The sequence below is a fragment of the Streptomyces glaucescens genome (genome assembly GCF_000761215.1).
GTDB lineage: Bacteria > Actinomycetota > Actinomycetes > Streptomycetales > Streptomycetaceae > Streptomyces > Streptomyces glaucescens_B.
In genome coordinates this window covers 7,064,926-7,087,621 of sequence record NZ_CP009438.1, presented here as the reverse complement: position 1 = coordinate 7,087,621, position 22,696 = coordinate 7,064,926, and the positions used below count along the sequence as shown (strand labels likewise).

Sequence of the window (22,696 nt, the reverse complement as noted above, 5' to 3'; positions counted from 1 at the left end):
CACCGTGCGCAGGCCTTCCCGCCTGCCGCTCCCGCACCGACTCGCGTCGAGCCGCCGGGCGGCCGGCTCCGCAGCCGGCCGCCCGGCACGGCGTCAGGCGACCGTCCGAAAGGAAGACCCGTCCATGGACCACCTCGTCAACACCGTCCGCCCCTACCCCTGGGGCTCGGTCACCGCGCTTCCCGCACTGATGGGCACCGAACCGGACGGCTCGCCGCAGGCGGAGCTGTGGATGGGCGCGCACCCCGGCGCACCCTCCCGGGTGCGGCGCGACGGACGCCTGCGAGGGCTGGACCGGATCATCGGGGAGGACCCCCGGGGCGAGCTGGGTGACGCGGTCGTGCACCGCTTCGGCCCGCGACTGCCCTTCCTCGTCAAGCTGCTGGCCGCCGACGCCCCGCTGTCCCTCCAGGTGCACCCCGACGCGGACCAGGCAGCCGCCGGATACGCGCGGGAGGACGCCCGGGGCATCCCCCTGGACGCCCCGCACCGCACGTACCGCGACCGGCAGCACAAGCCGGAGATGATCGTCGCCCTCACTCCGTTCGAAGGGCTCTGCGGGTTCCGGGCCCCGCACGAGAGCGCCGGACTGCTGGCCGCCCTGGACCTGGACTGGCTGGCCCCGTACGCCGGAACGCTCCGCTCGGCACCGCAGGAGCAGGCCCTGCGCGAGGTGTTCTCCGCGTTCCTGGCCCTGTCGCCGCGCCGGCTGGCCGAGCTCGGCCACGCGTTGTCGTCCGCCGCCCGGCGGAGCGGCCCGCTGCGGGAGCTGTTCGCCGTCCACGCCGGGATCTGCCAGGCGTACCCGGGTGATCCCGGCGCGGCGGCCGCCCTGCTGGTCCGCCACGTCCGGCTGGCACCCGGCGAAGCCCTGTTCCTCGGGGCCGGCGTGCCCCACGCCTATCTGCGGGGACTGGGCGTGGAGATCATGGCGGCGTCGGACAACGTGCTGCGCTGCGGCCTGACGGGCAAGCACGTGGACGTCCCCGAGCTGCTGCGCGTGGTCCGCTTCGCCGCCCTCCGGTCGCCCGTGGTGCGCCCGGTGCGCACGGGGGACGGCGAGGAGGTGTACCCGGCGCCCGTCGACGACTTCCGGCTGTCGCGTCTCGTCCGGGAGGCAGGGGACGGCGCCCGCGCCCTGAGCGGATCCGGGCCGCAGATCCTGGTGTGCACCGAGGGCGCGGTACGCCTCACCGCCGCCGGGGACGAGGTCCTGCTCACGGCGGGCGGGTCCGCCTACGTGCGGGCCGGGGAGGAGGTCGCCGTCTCCGGGGCCGGAACGCTGTTCCGGGCAACGGCCGGCGGACGGACAGCACTGGTCGACCCGGCCTGCTGACGAGCCCTCCTCCATAAACCGGTCTAGCGCCCGACCGGAACCCGGTCGGTACGTGATCTCCGCATCTGACAGCATGCGTTCGCGCAGCCCGGTAACGATTGGGCATCGCGATCGAAATCTTCGCTTTACCGGTTAACCGCCGACTGACATAGTGCCGACATCCCACCCGCAGAGCTGAGCCGCGATCCTGAAGGAGCTGGGCACATGGGGAAGAAGAGATCGCTCACGGGGACGCTTCTGGCCGCCGCGATCATGACTGTCGCGGGATGCAGCGGCCAGGGCGCGGTGTCCGGTGAGGCCGCCACGGCACCCGCCGACCCCGCCGACGCCTCGGGCACCATCACGGTGCTGACCCACCGCACGGACCTCGTGCAGAACGGGACGATGAAGAAGTACGCCGCCGAGTTCAACAAGATCTACCCCGAGGTGAAGGTGGAGTTCGAGGGGCTCACCGACTACGAGGGTGAGGTCAAGATCCGGATGAACACCGACGACTACGGTGACGTCCTGATGATCCCGGCCGCGGTCGCCAAGAACGACTATCCGAAGTTCTTCGCCCCGCTGGGCAGCGCCGCGGAACTGGGCGACAAGTACCGCTTCAGCGACAAGGCCGAGGTCGGCGGCAAGGTCTACGGCATCAGCACCTTCGGGACCGCCAACGGCTTCCTGTACAACAAGGCCGTGTGGAGGAAGGCCGGCATCACCGACTGGCCGACCACGCCGCGGGAGTTCCTGGACGACCTGAAGGCGATCGAGGCCAGGACGGACGCGCTGCCGTACTACACCAACTTCAAGGACGGCTGGCCGCTCACCTCGTGGAGCAACAACATCGGCTCGGTCACCTGCGACGCCGAGGCCAACGACAAGCTCGCCGGTCCCGTGTCCCCCTGGAAGCGGGGCGGCGACCTGCACACCGTCGACTCGCTGCTGTACGGCATCGTGGCGGGCGGGCTGTCCGAGAAGGACCCCAGCACCACGAACTGGGAGGCGTCCAAGGGCATGATCGCCCGGGGCGAGGTCGCCACCATGCAGCTCGGCTCCTGGGCCATCACCCAGATGCGGGCCGCGGCCGAGAAGGCCGGCACCGACCCCGACGACATCGGCTTCATGCCGTTCCCGGTGCGCAAGGGCGGCAAGTACTGCGCCGTCCTCGCCTCCGACTACCAGCAGGCGGTCAGCGTCCACTCCGGCCACAAGACCGCCGCACGGGCCTGGGTCGACTGGTTCACCGAGAAGTCCGGTTTCCCGGCGAAGGAAGGCGCGGTGCCCGCCCTGCGGTCCGCTCCGATGCCCGACACGCTCGACGACTTCGTCGACAACGATGTCACCTTCCTGGAGCGCTCCGAGGCCAGGACCGGCGCGGTGAACGACATCGACAACGCCGCCGAGATCGGCCTGAACAAGCCGGACTACCGGCAGAAGCTCGTGGACATCGCGCGCGGTGCCCAGGACGGCAGCCTCGAGGACTTCCTCGCGGACCTCGACCAGAGGTGGAACGAGGCGGCCGGCACCATCGGGTCCTGACCCGGCCGGCCCTCCTCCCCCGGCCGTCACCGCCCCGCCCGGACCGGCGGACGGGGCGGCCCGCCGCACCGCGGACCACCCGGGCCGAGCGAGCCGCCGACCAGCGGTACGACGCTCCGCTCGGTGACGGCCGCCAAGGGCGGGAGGGGAGTGTCAGACCTCCCCGGTACGGTCCCTCCATGAGAGCTACAGGAACCTTCGTCGTCAAAGCGTTCGTCCCCACCGGCCTGGAACCGGACCCGGTCGTGCCCACCGGGCTCCCGGTGAGTGTCGCGACGATGGAGAAGCACTTCGAGGGCGAGGTCGCGGGCCGCTCGGCGACCGTGTTCACCGCGGCGTACGACGAGTCGGCCGGCGCCGGCACCTACGTGGCGATGGAGTCGTTCGAAGGCACGCTGCGCGGCCGGGCCGGCGCCTTCAACTTCGTCCACTCGGCGACGACGTCGGGCAGCGACCGGACAGCGGCGTTCTTCACCGTCGTGCCCTCGAGCGGCACGGGGGAGCTGGCCGGGATCTCCGGGACGGGTGGTATCGCCGTCGACGCCGACGGTACGCACCGCGTCTGGTTCGAGTACGAGCTGGAAGCGGCGCGCTGACCGGCGCGGCGCGCGAGTGGCGGCCGTACCTGCCCGACGGCGGGTACGGCCCCCGGCCCGCCGGCTCGTGCGGGCCGGCCAGGGCCCGGCGGCACGGCCGGCGCAGCCCCCTCTCAGGCCGGGGCGGGCGGCGGCGCCACCGACGAACGGTCCACGAGGCGGGTGCGCAGGGTGTGCATCGCGCGGCGGGGCTCGGCTCCCGCGAGGACGTCGAGCAGCACTTCGGCGGCCGTCGACCCGAGCTGCTGCACCGGCTGCTCGATCATGGTCAGCGGTGGCACCATGACCGCCGCCCAGGCGCTGTCGTCGAACCCGATCAGGGACACATCGCCGGGGCACGACAACTCCCGGGCGCGGATGGCGCGCAGCGCGCCGGTGACACCGTCGGTCTCGGTGCAGAACAGCGCAGTGACGCGGTCGGGGAGACCGAGCATCCGGGCGACCTCCCGGGCCGCCCGCTCCTCCACCTTCGGCCCGACCATCACCAGTTCGGGGTCGAAGGGGATGCCCGCGTCGTCGAGCGCGTCGAGGTATCCGCGCAGCCGCTCCCCGTCGGTCCACAGATTGCGGGACGCGGCGGCGATCAGTTCCCGGCGGGTCGCCGGGGCCTTGTCGACCGGCGGCCCCCAGACGAAGCCGATACGCCGGTGACCGGCCGCGATGAGCTTCTCCACCGCCTCGCGGGCCGCGTCCCGGTTGTCGATGACGACGGCGTCCAGATCGAGCGAGGGCACCGCTCGGTCGACCAGGACCACCGGGATGCCGCGGTCGAGGGCCGTGCGGATGTGGCCCACCGAGGAACGGTCGACCGCCGCCGACGCGACGATGATGCCGTCGACGCGCTTGTCGATGAGGACGTTGGCGGCCGCCACCTCCTCGTCGAGCCGCTCGTACGTACTGACGACCAGGGTGTCGAATCCGCGGGCGCGGGAGGTGTCGCAGATCCCGCGCACGACGCCCGCGAAGAACGGGTTGCCGATGTCCGCGACGATGACCCCGAGGGTGTGGGTCACCCCGGTCGACATGCTGCGGGCCAGCGCGTTCGCGCGGTAGCCGAGCTTCTCGGCCGCGGCGAGCACCCGCTCTTTCAGCTCCGGGCTGACGTAGCCGTATCCGCCGAGCGTGCGGGCGGCGGTCGCGCGGCCCACCCCGGCCTCCGCGGCCACCTCGGAGATCGTCGGGGACGCCGACGGGCGGGGCCGCTCTCCTGGCATCGCTCGCTACCTCGCTTCTCGTGATCGACGGCTGTCCACATGCTAGACAGAGACGGTGGGCCGGCCACGGCCGAATGCCGCCTCGGTGAAGCACTGGTCGTGGGCGGCGTCGGCCCCGTCGTGCAGCGCGCGCTCCAGTTGGCGGCGCTCGGGCCTGGCCGTCCTGCGCCATCCCGCGCGCAGCAGCGACACCACGAACCCGGCAAGGAAGGCGTCACCGCAGCCCATCGTGTCGACGGGAGCCCCGTCGTCCAGCGGGCGGGCCGGCGCCGCCACGGTCGTACGGCCGTCGTGGGCGAGGGCGCCCTCGGCGCCGCGGGTGGCGAGGGCGAGTCCGGCGCCGCGCCGCACCGCCTCGGCCAGCAGGTCGCGGGTGGCCGTCTCGTCCAGGTGCGAGCAGGACAGCAGCACGAGGTCGGCGTACGGGCAGACGCGGTCCAGGTAGCCGGGCGAGCGGTACTCCTCCTCGCTGGACAGGTCGAAGGTCGTCAGGGTGTCGAGCCCGGCGAGCTTGGGCAGTTCGTCCTCGCTGCCCGAGTACACGCTGGAGTGCACCAGGTCGAAGGAGGACACGTAGGCGAGCAGACGGCCGTCGAGGACCAGCGGCTCGCGCACGGTGACGCCGCCTCCGTTCCAGCCGAGGAAGACACGGTCGCCGGAGTCGACCCGGAGGGTGGACACACCGCTCTCGCCGGCGCGCACGGCGCAGTGGTCGACGGCGACCCCGGTGTCCGCGATGGCCTCGCGCAGGAAACGGCCGAGGGCGTCGTCCCCGAACACCCCGAGGTACGCCGCCTCCAGACCGAGGCGCCTGGCGTAGACGGCCACGTTCACGCTGTTGCCGCCCGGGTAGTCGATGCCGCGGTCGACGAACCGGTCGACGATGTTGTCGCCGAAGCCGAGGACTCTCATGGGTTCTCCTGTGCGCTGGCCCGGCACGCCACGGGGCGGGGGCACGGACGGGCGCCCGGCACCGGACTCGGTGCCGGGCGGCGGGTGCGGACTGCGGGTGCGGACTGCGAAGGGCGAAGGGCGGAGGCCGACCGGTCGTCGCGGAGTGCCGGCCGTACGAACCGGGACGGCGGCAGCGGAAGAAGCGGGACGACGCGAGCCGGACGACGGCCCTGCGCCGCAGCCCCGGGCGGGACGAGGCCGCCCCGCCGGGCCTCGCCGAGCCGCACCGGGCACGGCCGGGCCGTGCCACGCCGGGGCGCGCCGTGCCGGCCGCTGCGCAGGAGTGGTTCCCGGTGCGGCAGCGGCCGGCCGCGCCTGTCAGTAGTCCATGACGCGGTAGTAGCGGCGCAGGTCGAGCGAGTGTCCGCGCACCCGCTCCAGGTGCTTGCTGACCCGCCCCATGACGGTGTCGAGCACCAGCGGCGCGAGCAGGCCGCGGAACTCCGGGCTGATGCCGGGCAGCGGGTGGTCGCGGGTGTCGAAGACGGTCACGTCGCGGGAGATGCGCTTGGCGAAGGCCTCGACCCGGTCGGTGAGGGCGCGGGTCTCGTCCTCGCCCTGGAAGACGATCACGCTCGTGTCCTCTTCGAGGAGTTCCAGGGAGCCGTGGAAGAACTCGGCGCTGTGCACGCGGGTGGTGCGCAGCCACTGCATCTCCTCGAGGATGCACATGGAGTACAGGTAGGTGAACCCCCACAGGTTCCCGCCGCCGACGAGGAAGTGGTAGTCCGTGTCCTTGTGCGCCTCGGCGAAGGCGGCGGCCGTCGGCTCGGCCTGCCGTGCCACGTCGAGGAGGATGCCGGGCAGTCCGGCGAGTTCGCCGGCGAGCTTCTCGTACCCGTCGAACTCGCCGCGGCGGGCGAGCAGCCGCCCCATGAACAGCAGCATCTGCGGGTCGAACGGCCAGGCCTTCGGCTCGGAGACGAGGGCCACGTCCACGCTCAGGGCGACGGGGGACTCGGCGTAGCCCGTGAATCCGACGGTGCGGACCCCCTTCGCCTTGCAGTACTCGATGGCCCGGAGGCTGTCCTCGGTGGTGCCCGACACCGAGGTGAAGACGGCGACCGAGCGCTCGCCGAGCGTCGCCTCTCCCCCGGTGACCAGTTCCGCCGCGATGACGGCGTGGACGGGCAGCGTCGAGGTGCGGCGGGCGAGTCGTTCGTACGGCCACATCTGGGCGTAGGTGCCGCCGGCGCCGACGAGGAAGAGGTTGTCGAAGCCGTCGTCCGTGAGGCGGTCGGCGAGTTCCTCGATCCGGGGGCGCAGGGCCACCGTGCTCGCCAGCTGGGAGAGGAATTCCGGCTCGTCGAATCCGAGCATCTTCGCGTCCTTTCGGGAACGGGTGCGGCCGGCGGCGCTGAGCGACCTGATACCGGTATCACGCGGGCCACACGCTGACACAGCGCACCGGCGGCGTCAACAGGCAGGGGCTGCACCCAGCCCTGCGATCCGCCCTGCCAACGGACGCGACCTGGACTTTTGTTGGCGTGTCGGCACCGGAACCGGTCACCCGGCAGCCCGCCGCGGCGGTGCCGCCATGCCTTTCCGAAGAAGATCTTCACTCCAACCCTGGTACCGGTATCAGATTCTCTGTACAGTCGCCGCACGCCAGCGGCCGTCCCCCGGACCCCCGCAGCGGATCCGACGCGCCCGCGCCTTCGGCGGGCCCTCCCATCGACGAAAGGACGCCCATGCGCGCACGTGCACTGACGCGGTCCGCGGCACTCCTCGGGGCCTCGGCACTCGTCCTCACCGGCTGCTTCGCCGGACCGGCGAAGGGTCCCGCGGCCGACGTGACCGCCAAGCCGGAGTACTCCGGCACCCTGAGCATCCTCACCAAGTTCGCGGGCGAACCCCTGGAGCCCTACTTCGAGGACCTCGCCGCCGCGTACGAGCGCGAGCACCCGAAAGTGGACGTCGAACTGATCCAGGAGACCGACCAGAGCATCAAGGACAAGACCAAGACGCTGACCGCGTCGGACGCCCTGCCCGACATCTACTTCACCTGGACGGGCAACTGGGCGGAGAACTTCATCCGCGGAGGCCGCGCGGCCGACCTCACCGAGGTGATCGGCCCCGGCACCGCGTGGGGCGCCACCTTCAGCGAGCCGGCGCTGTCGGCGTTCGCGCACGACGGCCGCTACTACGGCGTCCCGCTCTACAACAACGGCAAGTTCATGGGCTACAACAAGGCGGCCTTCGACAAGGCCGGCGTCGAGGTGCCGAAGACCTTCGAAGAGCTGATCGCCGCCTGCCCGGACCTGCGCGAGGCCGGCTACGAGCCCATCGCCTTCGGCAACAAGGACGGCTGGCCCGCCCTGCACTACCTCCAGCAGCTCTTCGCCCACAACGTGCCGGCCGACGTCCGCGAGAGCGACTACGACCCGGAGACCGCCACCTGGGACGACCCCGGCTACCCGATCGCCCTCGAGCAATTCCGGACGCTGGTGTCCCGCTGCACCGACACCGGACGCGGCACCAACGGCGTCCTCTACACCTCGGCGCAGGAGGCGTTCGGGCAGGGCAGGGCCGCCATGTACTACCAGGAGATCCTGGAGTTCGACAACACCACCTCCGGCGGCGCGCTCGAGCCCGACGACCTGGGCATCTTCCCGCTGCCCGGCGCCGCCGAGGCCAAGGGGGACCCGAGGATCGTCGAGGGCGCACCCGAGGGGTACTTCGTCAACGCCCGCTCGCCGCGCGCGGCTCTCGCCGTGGACTTCATGAAGTTCGTCACGAGCGCCGCCCACGCGAAGACCCTGTCCGCGCCGCCCTACGGCCAGCCGAGCACCGTGGTCGGCGCGGTGACGCCGCAGACGTCCAGCAAGGCCGTCCAGGAGGGGATCGACCTGGTCAACAAGGCCCCGCGGCTGGCCGGCTGGCTGGACATGGTCACCGCTCCGGAGGTCGCCGACGCGTGGCTGGCCGGCGGCGAGGCGCTCATCAGCGGCAGCAAGTCGCCCGAGCAGGTCATGGACAGCGTGCGCCGGGCCTCGGACTCCGCCAAGTGACCGGCGCGGGCTGAAGGGAATCGATCCGGTGCGCACTCTGTACCGAAGGGCAGCCGGGCTCGCGTGGACCGCGCCGGCCCTCGTCCTGCTCGCGGTCTTCGTCTACCTCCCGCTCGTCCAGAACTTCGGTTACTCGACGCTGACCTGGGACATCTACAGCGGCAGCCAGGAGTTCGCCGGCCTGGACAACTACCGCGACCTGTTCGCCGACCCGGTCTTCTGGACCTCCTTCACCAACAACCTCTGGTACGCCCTGCTGTCGGTCGTCTTCCAGGTCTTCGGCGCCCTGCTGCTCGCCGCGCTCGTGGAGAGCATCCGCAGTACGCGGTGGCAGCGCGCCCTCCGGACGATCTACTTCATCCCCTCCGCGATCTCACTGACCGTCGCGGGACTGCTCTTCTACTTCATCTACGAGCCCAACCTCGGCCTGCTCAACCACGCGCTGGAGGCGGTCGCGCCCGGCACGTTCGACCACGCCTGGCTGGGCCAGGAGAGCACCGCCATGACGGCGGTCATCGCGATGAGCCAGTGGCAGGGCTTCGGTTACTCGACGCTGCTGTTCGCCGTCGCCATCCAGCGGATCCCCGCCGAGCTCCACGAGGCGGCGGCCCTGGACGGCGCCGGTCCCGTCCGCCGCTTCTTCCGGGTGACGCTCCCGCTGGTGCGGGAGATGACCGGGCTCATGGTCCTGGTCACCGTGTCGGGTGCCTTCCAGGTGTTCAACGAGGTCATGGTGATGACCAGCGGCGGACCCGACAACTCGACCCACGTGCTCGGCACGTGGCTGTACCGCAGTGGATTCGTACGCAACGACTTCGGCCACGCCGCGGCCATCGGCACCGTGATCTTCGTGATCACCCTCACGATCGCGATGGCGCAGCTGTGGTTCACCCGGAGAAGAAGGGTGGAATGGTGAGCCGTCTCGGCTTCCTCGGCGTGATCGCGCGCCTGTTCATGTGGGCCTTCCTGCTGGGCCTCGCGGTCGTGGTGCTCTACCCGCTGCTGTGGATGGTCCTGAACGGGTTCAAGACCAACGCCGAACTCTTCGGCAACCCCTTCGCGCTGCCCACCGGCATCGACTTCGGCAACTACCGCGACGCGTGGAACCGCGGTGTCAGCGGCTACCTGGCGACCAGCGTCCTGGTCACGGTGACGTCCACGGTGGCCACCGTCTTCATCAGCGCCTGGGCGGCGTACGGACTGACGCGGGTGGACATCCCGTTCAACAAGGTGCTCACCGCGGTCATCCTGGGCGGGCTCATGCTCACCCCGACCGTCGCCCTGGTCCCGCTGGTGCGCATGTTCCAGTCGATCGGCCTGTACAACAGCTTCTGGGCGCTGCTCATCCTCTACACGGCCTTCCGCGTCCCCTTCACCACCTTCCTCATCCGTGCCTACATGATCGACCTGCCGCGCGAGGTGGACGAGGCGGCGCAGATCGACGGGGCCGGCCGCTGGACCGCGTTCTGGCGGATCATCCTGCCGATGTGCAAGCCCATCATCACGTCCACGGTGCTGCTGCACGTGCTCTTCGCGTGGAACGAGTACCTGTTCGCCATGGTGTTCACCAACGGCAGCGACGTGCAGACCCTGCCGGTGGGCCTGACGAGCCTGATGAGCAAGCACGGCACGGACTTCCCCGTCGTGTTCGCCGGCATGGTGATCGCCGCGGTCCCCGTCGTGTTCCTGTTCCTCTTCGGCCAGCGCTACATCGTCAAGGGCCTGGCGGACGGAGTCGGCAAGTGAACGCCTCGGACCCGGTACGGAGGCAGGACCCCGTGCCGGCCCCCCGGGCGCCGCGGCTGACCGGGTCCAACTTCGCCTACCAGCACCTGCGGTTCGACAGGTTCCTGGACGACGCGGTCGCCCTGGGCCGCGAGAGGCTGGAACTCTGGGGCATCGCCCCGCACCTGCACATCCCGCGGGTCGGCGACGCGGAGGCGCGTGACCTGCGCCGCCGCATCGAGGAACGCGGCCTCTCGGCGTACTGCCTCACGCCCGAGCAGGTGATGTACCCGGTCAACGTGGCCTCCCCGGTCGGCTGGCTGCGCGCATGGAGCATCGCCCTGTTCCGCCGGGCGGCCGAGATATGTGCCGAACTGGGCGCGGAGAAACTGCTGCTGACGCCCGGCCGGGGCGGTGAGGACGAACCCGTGGACGCCGCCTGGCGGCGGTCGGTCGACGCGATCGGCGGCATCGCCGCCTACGCGGACACGCTGGGTGTGACGTGCGTCCTCGAACCGCTCCAGCGTGTCGAGTCGAACCTGGTCAACGACTCGCCCACGCTGGCGGCCATGCTCGACGAGATCGGCGCCGGCCGGCTGGGCGCGGTGCTCGACACGGTGACGATGGCCGTGGCCGGCGAAACCGTCGACGACGCCTTCGCCGCGCTCGGCGACCGCATCCAGCACGTCCACCTGGTCGACGGCCGGCCCGCGGGGCACCTGGCGTGGGGCGACGGCGTGCTTCCCCTGGACGACTACCTGCGGGCCCTCCGGCGGCACGGCTACGACGGCTGGATGACGTTCGAGCTGTTCGGCGACGGCACGTACGCGCTCGATCCGCGGGCGGCGGTGGAGCGGTGCGACGCGGCGGTGCGCCGGTGCGCCGGGCACGGGCCCGGGGAATGACCGCGTGAGCCGGGCAACCGCACCGGCCCGGCGGTTCAGCTCCCGCGGCCCTCCGGGTGCAGGGCGTGCGTGGCGGCCAGTTCCCGGTACGCCGGACTGGTGGCGAGGAGTTCGTCGTGCCGGCCCGAGGCCACCGTGCGGCCGTCCTGGAGGACGATAATCCGGTCGGCGTGCCGCACCGTGGCGAGACGGTGGGTGATGACGAGGACCGCGCAGTCGCGGGTGACCGCGCCCAGCGTCCGGGTGAGCGCCGTCTCGTTGACGGCGTCCAGGTGTGAGGTGTGCTCGTCGAGCAGGAGCAGCCGCGGACGGGCGAGCAGCGCGCGGGCCAGGGCGACGCGCTGGCGTTCTCCCGCGGAGAGGCTGCCACCGTGGTCGCCCAGTCTGCCGTCCAGGCCCCCGGGCAATCGGCGCACCACGTGGCCGAGCCGGGCCAGCCGGACGACGCGGACGATGTCGTCCTCGGTGGCGTCGGGGGCGGCGTAGGTGAGGTTCTCGCGGAGTGTTCCCTCCAGCACATGGGTGTTCTGGTCGACGAGGGCGATGCCGGCCCGGCTCTCCCGGCGGCTCAGGGCCGCCGCCGGGCGCCCGTCGTACCGGATGGTCCCGGAGTCCGGGTCGTACAGTCGGGTGATCAGCGAGAACAGGGTGCTCTTGCCGGCGCCCGAGCGGCCGACGAGGGCCACCAGTCCGTGCCGCGGCACGGTGAGGGCCGCTCCGCGCAGGACCGGCCGGCCAGGGACGTAGGAGAAGCGGACGTCCGTGAGCTCCAGCGCGGGCGGCGTGCCGGGCGGGTCCGGGCGGGGCATCGCGCGGGCGGGCGGGCGTGCGGGTTCCTCGGGGAGGGCGAGGACCTCGTCGATCCTCAGGTACGCACCGGTGCCGCGCTGGATCAGTCCGATGGCGCGGAACACCGACGACAGGGGCATGACCAGGTAGGAGGCGTACAGCAGGAAGGCGACCAGGTCTCCGAGGGAGTCCGCTCCCCCGCTGCCGGCCCGCACGCCGCCGACGACCAGGACCAGCAGGAAGGAGCCCTGGACCGCGAGTTCGACGGCGCTGCTCATGACCGCGGCCAGCCTCGCCGCCCGTACACCCGCCCCGTGGGCCGAGTCCACCCGCCGGCCGATGCGGCGCGCCTCGCGCTCCTCGGCCCGGTACACCCGCACCACGGGCAGCGCGGCCAGGGCCCGCTCCAGTTCCGCGGCGATCGCGCCCACGGAGGACTGCGTCTGCTCCGAGGCCGTACGCATGCCCTTCAGCAGGGTGGTGACGACGGCCGCGGCGAGGGCGACCGTCAGCACGACGAGGAGCAGCAGCAGCGGGTCCAGCCACAGCATCAGCACGAGCGCCCCGGCGGAGACCAGGCAGCCGGTGAGCAGGTCGACCAGGGCCTGCGACATCACGTCCCGCAGCAGCGTGGTGTCGGCGGTGACACGGGAGACCAGGTCGCCGCGGCGGCGCCGGTCCAGCTCCCGCATCTCCAGCCGCAGCAGCCGCGTCACGAGTCCGTGGCGCACCGTACGGACCACGCCCTCGCCCATGCGGTCCAGCAGGAACCGGCCGGTCGCGCCCGCGGCGGCCTCGGCGACGAACAGCCCGGACAGCAGCAGCAGGAACGGCCACAGCACCTGTCCGCGGGATCCGGCGTCCACGACGTGCTTGGCGACGAGCGGCTGGGCGAGTCCCACGGCCGACGCGGCCAGGGTGAGCCCGGTCGCCGCGGCGATGCCGCGCCGGTGACCCTCCGTCAGCCGGAACAGGGCGGCGACCGAACCCGCCGTCGTCCTTGTGTCCGCGGTGCGCGGTGGCCGTCCCGCCGCGTCCTCGCCCGGTCCGGGTCCGGACGGGGTCCCGTCCGCGACGGCCGTGTCGCTCACGTCGTCGCCCGCCGTGCCGGGGGCACGCTGATGAGCCGCGCGAAGTAGTCGTCCGGTACGCCCTCCCCCACGGGGCGGCCGCCGGCCTCGATCCAGGCGTGGGCGGCGAACGGCGGCAGGGTGCGCACTCCGGTGCACCAGGTGGGCCAGGTCCCGTACACCCGGCACAGCAGGGCGGCGCCCAGCGAACGCGGCAGGCAGCCGCGCGGGCCCGCGCAGCGCAGGCTCACCGCGCACAGTGCCTCGCGGGCCGCCGCGGCCTGTGCGGGGGTGGCGGGCCGCGCGCCCCGGCGTACGCGCTCCAGCACGGTCCGGATGTGGCGAGGCGGCAGGAACGACAGGGCCAGGGCGGGCAGCAGGACGAGACGGGCGGCGAGCCGCCGGGCGAGGGGCACTCCGGTGGGGCGGTCCAGGGCGCTGGGTGTGGTCATGAGACCAGCCCCGCGTCCCGGAGGTCGCGCACCAGTGCCGTCACGTCCTGTGCCGCGCGGTCGCGGTCGATGTCGAACCGGGTGACGAGCGCCGTGACCGCGGCCGTCTCGTCGCCGTCGTCCATGAGGGTCCGCACCACCAGCGCGCCCGTGGGGTTGAGTTCCCAGTACTCACCGGTGCGCTGGTCGAGCAGTACCGTTCCGTACCCGGTCTCGGCGGTGGAGACGTCCTGGTGGAAGCGGAGGGTCATAGGGTCGGCGCCTTTCTGCTGTCGTGTCATGCGGCGGCGGATCCCGGGCGTGGCGCTCGGTCCCGGGCGCGCAGCCACACCTCGCAGGCGATGGTCGAGTAGAGGATCGCGTCGCGCAGGCCGGGGGCGGAGGGCCGCTGGGCGAGCCGGCGCAGTTCCCCGCCGTCCACCAGGCCGAGGCGTTCCAGCCGGGAGTCGGTCCACAGGGTCATCAGGTCGCCCCGGTGGCGACGCAGTCCGTCCGACGCGTCCATCGAGGCCTCGGCCTTGTTGGTACGGCGCAGGCACTCGTCCGGGACGACGCCGCGCATCGCCTCGGTGAGCAGCGGTTTGTACTGCCAGGGCGTGACGCGTTCGTCCGGCCGGACCGCCAGGCACGCCTCGATCACCCGGTCGTCCAGGTACGGTGACGCCATCGGAAGGCCGGCCCGGGTCGCCATCCGCTCCCACTGGCGGATGATGCGCGTACAGGTGCGGATCAGTTCGAGGTCGGTGTGCAGGCCGCGGTCCCGGTGCAGCGGCTCGGCGCGCGCGGCCGAGGCCAGCAGGGCGGCGCGGGCCAGCCGTTCCGTCTCGGCGGTCATCCAGGGGAACAGGCGGGGCGGCATCCCCCAGCCGAGGCTCCCGGTCACCGAGGTCTCGGGCATCGGCGCGCGCAGCCGCCGGACGGAGTCCGCCAGCCAGTCGGGGTAGGAGTGGGCGTCGGCGAGGGCTCGCGCCGTCGCGCCGAGCGGCCAGTTCCACAGGGCGCGGAAGCCGCGCAGCCGGCCCAGCGCGAACAGCGGGCGGGTGCGCAGCAGCCGGTGGTAGTAGGCCTCCGAGCACCAGGCGACGTGGTCGCCGCCGATGCCGGTGAGGTGGACCCGGCTGCCGCGTGCGGCCAGCCAGGGCAGCTGCTGCAGGACGCGTGAGCGGTCCATCACGCCGATGGTCGGCTCGTCGAGCAGGTCGTCGATGCCGAGCAGGTCCGAGTAGACGAGGGCCGACGCGTCCGCGTCCCAGACGACGTGGTCGGCCTTCGGCAGGTGGTCGGCGGCCTGCCGGGCCCAGGCCAGGTCGGTGTCCGCGGGATCCCGTCCGGGCCAGGTCGCCGCCACCAGGGAGGCGGAGGAGCGGGCGGCGAGGAAGCAGACCGAGGTGGAGTCGAGTCCGCCGGACAGGTCGCAGCTGACCACGCCGCCCGTCCGGGTGCGGAGGTCGACGGCCTCGGCCAGCGCCTCGCGGACGGCCGGCGCGCCCCGCGCGAGGGTGCGGACCGGCTCCGGGGGCCGCCACCAGCGTGATCGGCGGACCCGCCGTCCGTCGGCGGAGACGATCAGGGCGTCCTCGGGGGAGACCGCGTCGACTCCCTCCCACACGGAGGTCTCGTACAGCGGGTGCGGCACGGGCCACAGGAGCCTGACGGCCAGCCGACCGGTGTCCGGCCGGCTTCCCAGGGCCGCCGCGAGCAGGTCCGCGCTGGTCGCGGCCACGTGGACACCGTGGATCCGGGCGTGGAACACCAGCCGCAGCCCTGAGGCGGTGCCCTGCACCCTGAGCTGCCCGTCGTGGGCGGCGACCAGGTGGAAACTCCCCGGCAGGGACCGGGCGAGGGCGTCGACTTCGGCGAGGTCGCGCATGCGGGCGGCGTGCCGTTCGAGGTGGCGGGGGCCGGCGCCGCACCATCCGAGGGCGGCGAGGGCCGTTCCGGGGGCTCGGCCGGTGACGATCTCGGCGTCGGACCAACGGCCGATCAGCCAGGGCCGGCCGGAGGCGTGGGTCAGGACACGGGTACCGGGTCGGCGGAAGAAGCGGGCCGCGGCGGCCGCCTCCGCGCAGTCGGGGAAGACCGCGAAGTGGGCGTCGCCGCGGCCCGGTTCCGCACTCTCGTGCAGCTCGGGCATGTGGTCGCGTTACGCGCCGGCCGCGGTCAGTTCTTGCTGAGGATCAGACGGTCGTTGCCGTGGCGCTGCAGCAGTCCGGTCTTCTGGCGGAACGATCCGAGCCGGACGAGCGTCGGGGCCTCGTACGCCTTCTTCATGCCATCACCTCGCTGTGAGCGGTGCCGCCGGCCTTCCTTGCGGCCGGCGGCGGTGCCACCAGCTAGCGGGGCCGCACGCGTCACGAACAAGACACCCGACGTAAGTCGTATCAGCGTATTTTGCAGGGTCCGGACGGGGCGTCATTCGGCCAGCCGACCGTCTCCGTCGCGGGAGAGGGGGGTGGCGCGGGGAGGCGATGGAGCAGCAGAGACCTTTCGACCTGCGCGGGGAGCCGGGCCTGCCGGTCCGGGCGGTGGCCGGAACAGGCGCGCGGACCGCGGGGGCGCCGCCCGGCGCACTGCGGGGCGAGTACGCAACGGCCCACCGGCGCGGACGCGGCGATCCGGCCGGGCGATCGGTGCTCCACGGGGGTGGGACGCCGTCCGCGGCTTCGGCACTCGGGCGGTGCGGACATGACGGAACCCCGCCCTTCCTCGGTGGGGCGGGGTTCTCGAGCCGAGCGCCGGGCAGGCCTTGCACCTGCATTTCCCCGCAGGAAGCGGGGTGTCTTTCCTTAGACGACCAACGCGGGAGGACGGTCACCGCGGTCGACCGCCCTCGCGGGATCCACGGTAGGCCGGTTGCGTCCACCGCGCATCTCCGGCGGTCCGGCCGGTGACGAGGGTCGGGCGTCCGCGGCTTCGTCCACCGTCTCCCGTACCACCGGGACGGTGTCGGCTCCGGCGAGGTCGCACAGCCGCCGGAGCTGTCGCGACGGCGCGGCCACACGCGGGGCGCCCGACCGGTGGGTGAGGACCAGCGGGTTCAGCGGCGCGAAGTCCGCGAAGGTGATGCCGGAGGCGTCCAGGACCACCGGGCTCGTGGCCCCCCTGCGAACGCAGGCCAGACGTTACCTGAAAAATATGTCATGCATCTGGGTTCAGGCAACGGGGTCTCCTACAATGCGGGGCATGGTTGTAGTGCCCGAATCCCACACCGGATGGACGTTCATCACCAACCACGCGCGCGTCCTGGCAACCATCGCCGACAACCCGAACGTCCGGATCCGTGACATCGCCGCTCGCTGCCGGCTCACCGAGCGCGCCGTCGCGCGGATCATCTCCGACCTCGAACAGGACGGATACCTCTCCCACACCCGGGACGGGCGCACGAACACCTACCGCATCGAGCCGGACAAGGTGCTGCGCCACCCGGCGGAAGCCGGTCTCTCCGTCGCGTCGCTGCTCTCCCTGCTCCTCCAGGACGAAGCCGAACGCGTCGGCTGACGGGCCGGCACCGCCGGCTCACCCGGCCCCGGTGAGGGCCAGGAACTCCGCCCGCGAACGAGCGTCCTGGCGGAGGGCGCCGAGGAGGGTGGAGGTGATGGTGCTCGAGCCGGTCGCCTGGACCCCGCGCAGGGTCATGCAGGTGTGCTCGGCCTCGATCACGACACCGACGCCCTTGGGCTCGAGATGGGTGTGCAGCCAGTCGGCGACCTGCTTGGTCAGGCGTTCCTGAACCTGCGGCCGGCAGGCGAAGTGTTCGACCACCCGGGCGAGTTTGGACAGGCCCAGGATGCGGTCGCCGGGCAGGTAGCCGACGTGGGCGGTGCCGACGACGGGCAGCATGTGGTGCTCGCACACCGAGCGGACCGGGATGCTGCGCGCCAGTACCAGCTCGTCGTATCCCTCGTCGTTGGGGAAGGTCGTCAGGTCGAAGGGGCGCGGGCTGAACAGTTCGGCGTAGGCGCGGGCCATCCGGCCGGGGGTGCCGTACAGGCTCTCGGTGTCGGTGGCGATGCCGAGCGCCGCGAGGAACTGGGCGGCGGCACGCTCGGCGGCGGGCAGGTCCACGGCCCGGGTGTCGTGGACGACCCGCAACGGGGTGACGGGCGGCGGCAGCTGGGGACCGGGGATGCCCGCGACGCCGGCGCGGACGCCGGCCGTTCCCGGTGCCGCGGCCGCGCTCGGTGCGGAGATGTCCATGACCTGCTCCTCGTGGGTTGTCGAGCTGTCGGCCGGCGGGTGGCGGCGCTGCGGCTCAGGACGCGCGCACGCCACCGGCCGGCGGGTGGTCCGGCTCCAGGCGGACACAGCAGTGACCGGGGGCGGGCGCCAGGCACGCCCGCAGGCCGTGCCCGGCGAGCCCGTCCAGTACGCCGCGCAGCAGGTGGAGGTTCATACCACAGACCGTCCGGGTGTGCTCGCGGGCGAGGGCGTGGAAGGGGCAGTTGCCCAGGACGACGGAGTCACCGTCCTCGCGCGGTTCGAAGCCGTTGTCCTCCAGCACGGCGAGCACATCCGCCCGGCCGGGCCCGGCGAGCCGCGCGCCCAGGGCGCGGGCCTTCCGGTGCAGCACCGCGCGGACCGGCTCGCCGGTGACCTCCGACTCCTCCAGCGCCTGGGCGAGGAGCCGGCCGGCCAGCTCGTAGTGCCGTTCCGGGATGGTGACGGTGACCTGCTTGGCGGAGCGCTTGTAGAGCTTGGCCGGCCGTCCCGCGCCCGGGCCCGTGCGCCCGCTGCGCCGCTCGTAGACGACGTCGAGCAGTGACTCGCCGGCCAGCCGGTCCAGGTGGAAGGCGGCGGTCTGCCGGGCGAGGCCGAGCGCCTCGGCGGCTTCGTCGCGGCTGACCGGTCGCGGCTGACGCACCACGTGGTCGTAGAGCCTCCTGCGGGTCGGCTCGTCGAGTGCGGCGACGGCGGAGACGTCGGGGTGGGGTGCTTCCTTCGCGTGTTCCACGCACACCAGTGTAAAACCCACGGCCATTGACTAAAGAAGGTTTCGGGGCTTCTATCGATAGTGAGAGTTGGCGATAGAAGGAGGGCGCCATGTCGTCCACGACCACCACCACGACCACCGGGTCCGCCGGTACCCGGCGGCCCTCGCTCCGCGACCCCGGCTACCAGGCCTTCCTCGTCCTGCGCACCGGCTTCGCCGTGGCCCCGGTCCTCTTCGGGCTGGACAAGTTCACCAACCTGCTCGTGGACTGGCCCGGCTACCTGGCACCGTGGATCGACGACGTACTGCCCGGCAGCGCCCAGCAGGCCATGTACGCCGTCGGAGTGATCGAGATCGTCGCGGGTCTCGCCGTCGCGCTCGCCCCCCCCCCGCTTCGGGGGCTGGCTGGTGGCCGCGTGGCTCGCCGGGATCATCGTCGACCTGCTGACCGTCCCCGGGTACTACGACATCGCGCTGCGCGACTTCGGACTCCTGCTCGGCGCGGTCGCCCTCGCCCGGCTCGCCCGGCACTACCACGGCGAGCGGCAGCCGCGCTGACGGCGGACCGGCCGCACGACGCCACACCGCGGGTGAGCCCCCCGGCTCACCCGCGTCACTCACCTCCGGATGAGTACGCGTACTCATCCCGGGCCCCGGGCCCGCGGCGAGACTTGCGGCAGACACCGACACGGAAGGCCGAGCACCCATGCCGCAGCACCCCCGCACCTCCCTTCTCGCCCTCGCCCTCGCGGGTGGCGTCACGGCACTGCTGCTGACCGGCTGCGCCGGGTGGCAGGAACGGGTCTGCATGCCCGACGAGGACCCGGTGCTCGCCGTGAACGACGCGGGCAGCGGCTGCGTGGCCCGGGACGAGGAACCGGCTCCCGGCTGGACGCGCTACCCCGAGGGCAAGGTGCCCGTCCACCTGGACGACACGTGGGACCGGTACTGGTCCGACAAGACCGTCGACGAGAACGGCCGCGTCGTCCCGCTGCCGCGGTGACGTCCTGTCCCGTCGCTGCGGAGGCGGCCGCCGCGGCGCCGCCTCCCCCGGCCGGCCCTGCCGACGGGCGGCGCCGGGCGTCCGGCCGCACCCTGGTGTCATGGCCTCCGACCAGCCCGTCACCGTGTACCCGCCGGACGAGTCCGGCGGCCGGCGGGTGCGCGCGGACGGGGCCATCCTGGGCCTGGCCTACTCGGTGCAGGACATCGCCCGGCTCATGCAGGAGGCCGGGCTCCACCACTGGGACGAGATGGACGTGGTCCGCAGCCCGCTGATCGAGTGGCGCGGCGGCGGACCGGACGTCTGGACGCACTGAGCGGCGCCGGCCGGACGGCGGCGCGGCTCGTGCTCAGGCCGCCGCCGCGCCGGCCTTCCCGGTGGGACGGGGTGCGGCCCGCTCCCGCCGGCGTGGGTGCAGTTCGATGGTGAGGGGGGCCGCGGTGAAGACCGAGGAGTAGGTGCCGACCGCCAGCCCGATGAGCAGGGCCAGCGCGAAGTCGGTGAGGGCGTCGTCGGCGAGGACGGCGAGGGCGGTGAGGATGAGGGCGGCGCCCATGCCGGTGTTGACGGTGCGGGGCAGCGTCTGCAGGATCGCCTGGTTGGTCACCCGGGACAGCGGTGCGGTGTGGTCGCGGGCGAGCAGTTCCCGGACGCGGTCGAAGAGGACGACGGAGTCGTTGACCGAGTAGCCGATGACGGTGAGCAGGGCGGCCAGGAAGACGCCGTCGACGGGTTTGCCGAGCCAGGCGAACACCCCGACCAGGATCAGCACGTCGTGGGCGAGTGCGCCGACGGCCGCGGCGCCGAACATCCAGCGGAAACGGACCGCGAGGTAGAGGAGCTGGGCGCCCAGCGCCAGGCACAGGGCGATCAGGGCGTGGCGGCGCAGCTCGTCGCCCAGGCTGGGGCCGATCAGCTCGTCGCGGAGCTTCTTCGTCTCGCCCCCGAGGCTTCTGATGGTTTCGGTGACGGTGGCCGCCTCGGCGTTGGTCAGGTGCTCCGCGCGCACGGTGAGGGCGGTGTCACCCGAGGACTGCACCACGGCGCGGGGGAAGCCGGCGTCGGCGAGGGCCGCACGGGCCCGGTCCGGGTCGACGGGGGTGGTGGAGGAGTACTCGATGAGCCGGCCGCCGGTGAACTCGATGCCGAAGTCGAGGCCGCGCACGACGATGCCGGACGCGGCCAGGACCAGGGCGGCGGCCGAGGCGGCCAGCCAGCGGCGCGGGTGGCGCATCAGGAAGGGGTCGCGGCGCTGGAGCCGGCTGCGGACCCAGCCGGTGTGCGCGATGCCGGTGACGCGGGGCCGGCGCAGTGCGGCGGGGCGGCCGACGGCGTACTCGGCGAGCACCCGGGTGATCAGCAGGGCGCTGATCATGGAGGCGAGGACGCCGATGCCGAGGGTCACGCTGAAGCCGCGGACGGGGCCGGAGGAGAAGGTGAACAGCAGGGCCGCCGCGATCAGGGTGGTGATGTTGGAGTCGGCGATGGCGCTGAGCGCCGCGCGGAATCCGGCCGTCAGCGCGGAGCGGGGGCTGGGCCGGCTGCGGGTGGCGTGTTCTTCCCGGGCCCGCTCGAACACCAGGACGTTGGCGTCCACGGCCATGCCGATCGCCATGACGAACCCGGCGAGGCCGGGCAGGGTCAGGGTGGCGCCGAGCGCGGCCAGCGCGGCGTAGGAGAGCAGGCCGTAGCAGGCCAGGGCCACCGTGGCGAGCACGCCCAGGAGCCGGTACACGGCGATGATGAACAGCGCGGTGAGCGCGGTGCCGATGACGGCGGCCCACGCCGCGGCCTCGATGGCCGCGTCGCCGAGGGTGGCGCCGATCGTGCGCTGTTCGACGATCTCGACCGGTACGGGCAGGGCGCCGCCGGAGATGAGCAGGGCCAGTTCGCGCGCTTCCTCGTCGTCGAAGGAGCCGGTGATCTGGGTGGTGCCGCCCGGGATGCCCGCGCCGCACGACACGGACGGGTCGACCTGCGGGGAGGAGATGATCGCGCCGTCGAGGACGATGGCGATCCGGCGCTGCGGGTCACCGGCCGGGTGGCAGGCGGCCTGCGCGGTGAGCCGCGTCCACCGGTCGCTGCCGGAGTCGCCGAAGTCGACGGTGACGTGCCATCCGGCACCGCTCTGCGGGTCGAAGCGGGCGTCGGCGCCCTTGACGTCCTGGCCGGTGAGGCCGGGGGCCTTCAGCCGCAGGGGCCGGCCGGACTCGTCCGGCAGGACCCGCTCCCCGGCGGTCCCGGCGGGCGGTGCGGCGGCCTCGCCCGACCCGGCCCGGCCGATGACCGCGTGGACGGTGAGCTGTGCGGTGCGGCCCAGTACGTCGGCGGCTTCCTTCGGGTCCTGCACCCCGGGCAGTTCGACGAGGATGCGGTCGTCACCGGAGCGGACCAGGGTCGGTTCGGCGATGCCGAGGGCGTCGATACGGCCGCGCAGCACCTCCACGGTGCGGTCGGTGGCCGCCCGGCCGGCGTCGGTGGTGGGCGTGGAGCGGGTTTCGAGCATGATCTGGGTGCCGCCCCGCAGGTCCAGGCCGAGGCGGACCGGCGTGGTCAGGGCGACGGCCAGCGACGCGGCGATCACGGCGAGGGCGAGCAGCGCACGCAGGCGCAGGGAGTTGCGGGAGTTGTTCCGGCGTTTCAACACGAGCCTCCGGCAGGGCACGTCACGGCACGGCGGCGGCCACCGCGGCAGTGGCTGGAGCGGTGGCGGCGGCAGGCGTGGTCGCGACGGGAAGGAGTGGGAGTGGGGTCGGTTCAGGTGCTCGTGGGGGCCGGGGGCGCCCGGCCGCGGTCGTGCGCCGACCGGCCGGGAGAGACGGGCAGGTACGCGGACCGCGCCGGTGCCGGTGCGGCGAGGCGGGGTGCCCCGGTGGTGCGCCGGGCCGGCGTCGCCTTGTGGTCGGGGGCCTGCGGGTGCGGATGAAGGTGCTCGGCGGGGCCTCCGTAGCGGGTCCGGGCCTGGGCCGGGCAGCCGCTGTCGGACGGGGCGTCCGCGCGATGACCGGTGTCCGCGGGCCGGGGGCCGGCCCCGGCGGCCGTCGGGCCCGGCGCCGGCCCGCCGGGGTCCTCCGGCGCGACGTCGACGGGGACCAGCACCAGCGCCAGCAGGAGGGCGAGGAGCACCGCGAGCGGGCCCGCGGGCCGGTGAGCAGTGGCCGGGACGGTGCGGAGGGCCGAGCGCATG

22 protein-coding genes and 1 pseudogene are annotated in these 22,696 nt (G+C 73.0%); 11 read left to right on the top strand and 12 right to left on the bottom strand.

From position 1 onward, the window contains the following. Window positions 1-124: 124 nt before the first annotated feature. From manA to SGLAU_RS30685, 3 genes are all read left to right on the top strand, one after another. The gene (gene manA, locus SGLAU_RS30695; RefSeq protein ID WP_052413972.1) at window positions 125-1,336 is read left to right on the top strand and encodes a mannose-6-phosphate isomerase, class I; all 1,212 of its coding nucleotides are present in this window, start codon (window positions 125-127) and stop codon (window positions 1,334-1,336) included. 204 nt (window positions 1,337-1,540) lie between these two features. Continuing rightward, complete coding sequence (locus SGLAU_RS30690) at window positions 1,541-2,860, top strand: ABC transporter substrate-binding protein (RefSeq protein ID WP_043505834.1); 1,320 nt, start codon at window positions 1,541-1,543, stop codon at window positions 2,858-2,860. A 179-nt stretch (window positions 2,861-3,039) separates the two neighbouring features. Beyond that, entirely contained in the window at window positions 3,040-3,456 is a 417-nt protein-coding gene (locus SGLAU_RS30685; RefSeq protein WP_043505833.1) for a DUF3224 domain-containing protein, read from the top strand. Window positions 3,457-3,569: 113 nt separating this feature from the next. On the opposite strand, the gene SGLAU_RS30680 is transcribed toward SGLAU_RS30685, so the two are convergent. The 3 genes from SGLAU_RS30680 to SGLAU_RS30670 form a co-directional block, all read right to left on the bottom strand. Then, on the bottom strand, window positions 3,570-4,670 hold the full coding sequence (locus SGLAU_RS30680) for a LacI family DNA-binding transcriptional regulator (protein WP_043505832.1): 1,101 nt from the start codon (window positions 4,668-4,670) through the stop codon (window positions 3,570-3,572). Window positions 4,671-4,712: 42 nt separating this feature from the next. Further along, the gene (locus tag SGLAU_RS30675) at window positions 4,713-5,582 is read right to left on the bottom strand and encodes a PfkB family carbohydrate kinase (protein WP_043505830.1); all 870 of its coding nucleotides are present in this window, start codon (window positions 5,580-5,582) and stop codon (window positions 4,713-4,715) included. A gap of 360 nt (window positions 5,583-5,942) precedes the next feature. Next, window positions 5,943-6,944 carry an SIS domain-containing protein gene (locus SGLAU_RS30670; protein WP_043505829.1) on the bottom strand — a complete coding sequence of 334 codons (1,002 nt, stop codon included), beginning with the start codon at window positions 6,942-6,944 and terminating at the stop codon, window positions 5,943-5,945. A gap of 371 nt (window positions 6,945-7,315) precedes the next feature. Here SGLAU_RS30670 and SGLAU_RS30665 point away from each other — a divergent pair, with 371 nt between their 5' ends. The 4 genes from SGLAU_RS30665 to SGLAU_RS30650 are packed head-to-tail and all read left to right on the top strand — an operon-like array spanning window position 7,316 to window position 11,265. Continuing rightward, complete coding sequence (locus tag SGLAU_RS30665; RefSeq protein WP_043505828.1) at window positions 7,316-8,635, top strand: ABC transporter substrate-binding protein; 1,320 nt, start codon at window positions 7,316-7,318, stop codon at window positions 8,633-8,635. A gap of 28 nt (window positions 8,636-8,663) precedes the next feature. Then, entirely contained in the window at window positions 8,664-9,551 is an 888-nt protein-coding gene (locus SGLAU_RS30660) for a carbohydrate ABC transporter permease (protein WP_043505826.1), read from the top strand. Beyond that, on the top strand, window positions 9,545-10,381 hold the full coding sequence (locus SGLAU_RS30655; protein ID WP_043505825.1) for a carbohydrate ABC transporter permease: 837 nt from the start codon (window positions 9,545-9,547) through the stop codon (window positions 10,379-10,381). The genes SGLAU_RS30660 and SGLAU_RS30655 overlap by 7 nt, the downstream gene beginning before the upstream one ends. Window positions 10,382-10,413: 32 nt before the next feature. Next, window positions 10,414-11,265 carry a sugar phosphate isomerase/epimerase family protein gene (locus tag SGLAU_RS30650; RefSeq protein WP_043507268.1) on the top strand — a complete coding sequence of 284 codons (852 nt, stop codon included), beginning with the start codon at window positions 10,414-10,416 and terminating at the stop codon, window positions 11,263-11,265. A gap of 35 nt (window positions 11,266-11,300) precedes the next feature. On the opposite strand, the gene SGLAU_RS30645 is transcribed toward SGLAU_RS30650, so the two are convergent. From SGLAU_RS30645 to SGLAU_RS35025, 5 genes are read right to left on the bottom strand one after another with little or no spacing between them, the layout of a single operon-like run. Beyond that, window positions 11,301-13,145 carry an ABC transporter ATP-binding protein gene (locus SGLAU_RS30645; RefSeq protein WP_078957969.1) on the bottom strand — a complete coding sequence of 615 codons (1,845 nt, stop codon included), beginning with the start codon at window positions 13,143-13,145 and terminating at the stop codon, window positions 11,301-11,303. Further along, entirely contained in the window at window positions 13,142-13,576 is a 435-nt protein-coding gene (locus tag SGLAU_RS30640) for a lasso peptide biosynthesis B2 protein (RefSeq protein ID WP_043505824.1), read from the bottom strand. Before SGLAU_RS30640 ends, SGLAU_RS30645 begins: the two co-directional genes overlap by 4 nt. Then, the gene (locus tag SGLAU_RS30635) at window positions 13,573-13,857 is read right to left on the bottom strand and encodes a lasso peptide biosynthesis PqqD family chaperone (RefSeq protein ID WP_318536230.1); all 285 of its coding nucleotides are present in this window, start codon (window positions 13,855-13,857) and stop codon (window positions 13,573-13,575) included. The genes SGLAU_RS30640 and SGLAU_RS30635 overlap by 4 nt, the downstream gene beginning before the upstream one ends. Continuing rightward, complete coding sequence (locus tag SGLAU_RS30630) at window positions 13,854-15,710, bottom strand: lasso peptide isopeptide bond-forming cyclase (RefSeq protein ID WP_043505821.1); 1,857 nt, start codon at window positions 15,708-15,710, stop codon at window positions 13,854-13,856. Before SGLAU_RS30630 ends, SGLAU_RS30635 begins: the two co-directional genes overlap by 4 nt. Window positions 15,711-15,736: 26 nt before the next feature. After that, on the bottom strand, window positions 15,737-15,847 hold the full coding sequence (locus SGLAU_RS35025) for a keywimysin-related RiPP (protein WP_107408983.1): 111 nt from the start codon (window positions 15,845-15,847) through the stop codon (window positions 15,737-15,739). 912 nt (window positions 15,848-16,759) lie between these two features. Here SGLAU_RS35025 and SGLAU_RS30620 point away from each other — a divergent pair. Beyond that, window positions 16,760-17,074, top strand: a complete 315-nt coding sequence (locus tag SGLAU_RS30620) for a helix-turn-helix transcriptional regulator (RefSeq protein ID WP_043507264.1) — start codon at window positions 16,760-16,762, stop codon at window positions 17,072-17,074. A gap of 18 nt (window positions 17,075-17,092) precedes the next feature. Here SGLAU_RS30620 and folE read toward each other — a convergent pair whose 3' ends face one another. Both folE and SGLAU_RS30610 read right to left on the bottom strand, forming a co-directional pair. After that, window positions 17,093-17,773, bottom strand: coding sequence for a GTP cyclohydrolase I FolE (gene folE / locus SGLAU_RS30615; protein WP_078957968.1), 681 nt, complete (start codon window positions 17,771-17,773; stop codon window positions 17,093-17,095). 55 nt (window positions 17,774-17,828) lie between these two features. Continuing rightward, window positions 17,829-18,554, bottom strand: a complete 726-nt coding sequence (locus SGLAU_RS30610; protein WP_099052879.1) for a helix-turn-helix transcriptional regulator — start codon at window positions 18,552-18,554, stop codon at window positions 17,829-17,831. A 62-nt stretch (window positions 18,555-18,616) separates the two neighbouring features. Here SGLAU_RS30610 and SGLAU_RS30605 point away from each other — a divergent pair. From SGLAU_RS30605 to SGLAU_RS30595, 3 genes and pseudogenes are all read left to right on the top strand, one after another. Then, window positions 18,617-19,064: pseudogene (locus SGLAU_RS30605) on the top strand (hypothetical protein). Between the two features lie 148 nt (window positions 19,065-19,212). After that, complete coding sequence (locus SGLAU_RS30600; protein ID WP_043505819.1) at window positions 19,213-19,509, top strand: SCO0607 family lipoprotein; 297 nt, start codon at window positions 19,213-19,215, stop codon at window positions 19,507-19,509. 100 nt (window positions 19,510-19,609) lie between these two features. Continuing rightward, window positions 19,610-19,825, top strand: a complete 216-nt coding sequence (locus SGLAU_RS30595; RefSeq protein WP_043505818.1) for a hypothetical protein — start codon at window positions 19,610-19,612, stop codon at window positions 19,823-19,825. 33 nt (window positions 19,826-19,858) lie between these two features. Here the strand turns inward: SGLAU_RS30595 and secD are convergent, their stop codons facing one another. Together secD and SGLAU_RS33025 are read right to left on the bottom strand one after the other, a co-directional pair. Beyond that, window positions 19,859-22,156: a protein translocase subunit SecD gene (gene secD, locus SGLAU_RS30590; RefSeq protein WP_043505817.1), complete on the bottom strand. Its 2,298-nt coding sequence runs from the start codon at window positions 22,154-22,156 to the stop codon at window positions 19,859-19,861. A gap of 110 nt (window positions 22,157-22,266) precedes the next feature. Further along, complete coding sequence (locus tag SGLAU_RS33025; protein WP_052413969.1) at window positions 22,267-22,695, bottom strand: hypothetical protein; 429 nt, start codon at window positions 22,693-22,695, stop codon at window positions 22,267-22,269. Window position 22,696 lies beyond the last annotated feature (1 nt).

What these genes read in the sequence shown, in the direction of transcription:
- manA (WP_052413972.1), top strand. Translation starts at nt 125, where the DNA reads ATGGACCACCTCGTCAACACCGTCCGCCCCTACCCCTGGGGCTCGGTC.
- SGLAU_RS30690 (WP_043505834.1), top strand. Translation starts at nt 1,541, where the DNA reads ATGGGGAAGAAGAGATCGCTCACGGGGACGCTTCTGGCCGCCGCGATC.
- SGLAU_RS30685 (WP_043505833.1), top strand. Translation starts at nt 3,040, where the DNA reads ATGAGAGCTACAGGAACCTTCGTCGTCAAAGCGTTCGTCCCCACCGGC.
- SGLAU_RS30680 (WP_043505832.1), bottom strand. Translation starts at nt 4,670, where the DNA reads ATGCCAGGAGAGCGGCCCCGCCCGTCGGCGTCCCCGACGATCTCCGAG.
- SGLAU_RS30675 (WP_043505830.1), bottom strand. Translation starts at nt 5,582, where the DNA reads ATGAGAGTCCTCGGCTTCGGCGACAACATCGTCGACCGGTTCGTCGAC.
- SGLAU_RS30670 (WP_043505829.1), bottom strand. Translation starts at nt 6,944, where the DNA reads ATGCTCGGATTCGACGAGCCGGAATTCCTCTCCCAGCTGGCGAGCACG.
- SGLAU_RS30665 (WP_043505828.1), top strand. Translation starts at nt 7,316, where the DNA reads ATGCGCGCACGTGCACTGACGCGGTCCGCGGCACTCCTCGGGGCCTCG.
- SGLAU_RS30655 (WP_043505825.1), top strand. Translation starts at nt 9,545, where the DNA reads ATGGTGAGCCGTCTCGGCTTCCTCGGCGTGATCGCGCGCCTGTTCATG.
- SGLAU_RS30640 (WP_043505824.1), bottom strand. Translation starts at nt 13,576, where the DNA reads ATGACCACACCCAGCGCCCTGGACCGCCCCACCGGAGTGCCCCTCGCC.
- SGLAU_RS30635 (WP_318536230.1), bottom strand. Translation starts at nt 13,857, where the DNA reads ATGACACGACAGCAGAAAGGCGCCGACCCTATGACCCTCCGCTTCCAC.
- SGLAU_RS30630 (WP_043505821.1), bottom strand. Translation starts at nt 15,710, where the DNA reads ATGCCCGAGCTGCACGAGAGTGCGGAACCGGGCCGCGGCGACGCCCAC.
- SGLAU_RS35025 (WP_107408983.1), bottom strand. Translation starts at nt 15,847, where the DNA reads ATGAAGAAGGCGTACGAGGCCCCGACGCTCGTCCGGCTCGGATCGTTC.
- SGLAU_RS30620 (WP_043507264.1), top strand. Translation starts at nt 16,760, where the DNA reads ATGGTTGTAGTGCCCGAATCCCACACCGGATGGACGTTCATCACCAAC.
- folE (WP_078957968.1), bottom strand. Translation starts at nt 17,773, where the DNA reads ATGGACATCTCCGCACCGAGCGCGGCCGCGGCACCGGGAACGGCCGGC.
- SGLAU_RS30610 (WP_099052879.1), bottom strand. Translation starts at nt 18,554, where the DNA reads ATGGCCGTGGGTTTTACACTGGTGTGCGTGGAACACGCGAAGGAAGCA.
- SGLAU_RS30600 (WP_043505819.1), top strand. Translation starts at nt 19,213, where the DNA reads ATGCCGCAGCACCCCCGCACCTCCCTTCTCGCCCTCGCCCTCGCGGGT.
- SGLAU_RS30595 (WP_043505818.1), top strand. Translation starts at nt 19,610, where the DNA reads ATGGCCTCCGACCAGCCCGTCACCGTGTACCCGCCGGACGAGTCCGGC.
- SGLAU_RS33025 (WP_052413969.1), bottom strand. Translation starts at nt 22,695, where the DNA reads ATGCGCTCGGCCCTCCGCACCGTCCCGGCCACTGCTCACCGGCCCGCG.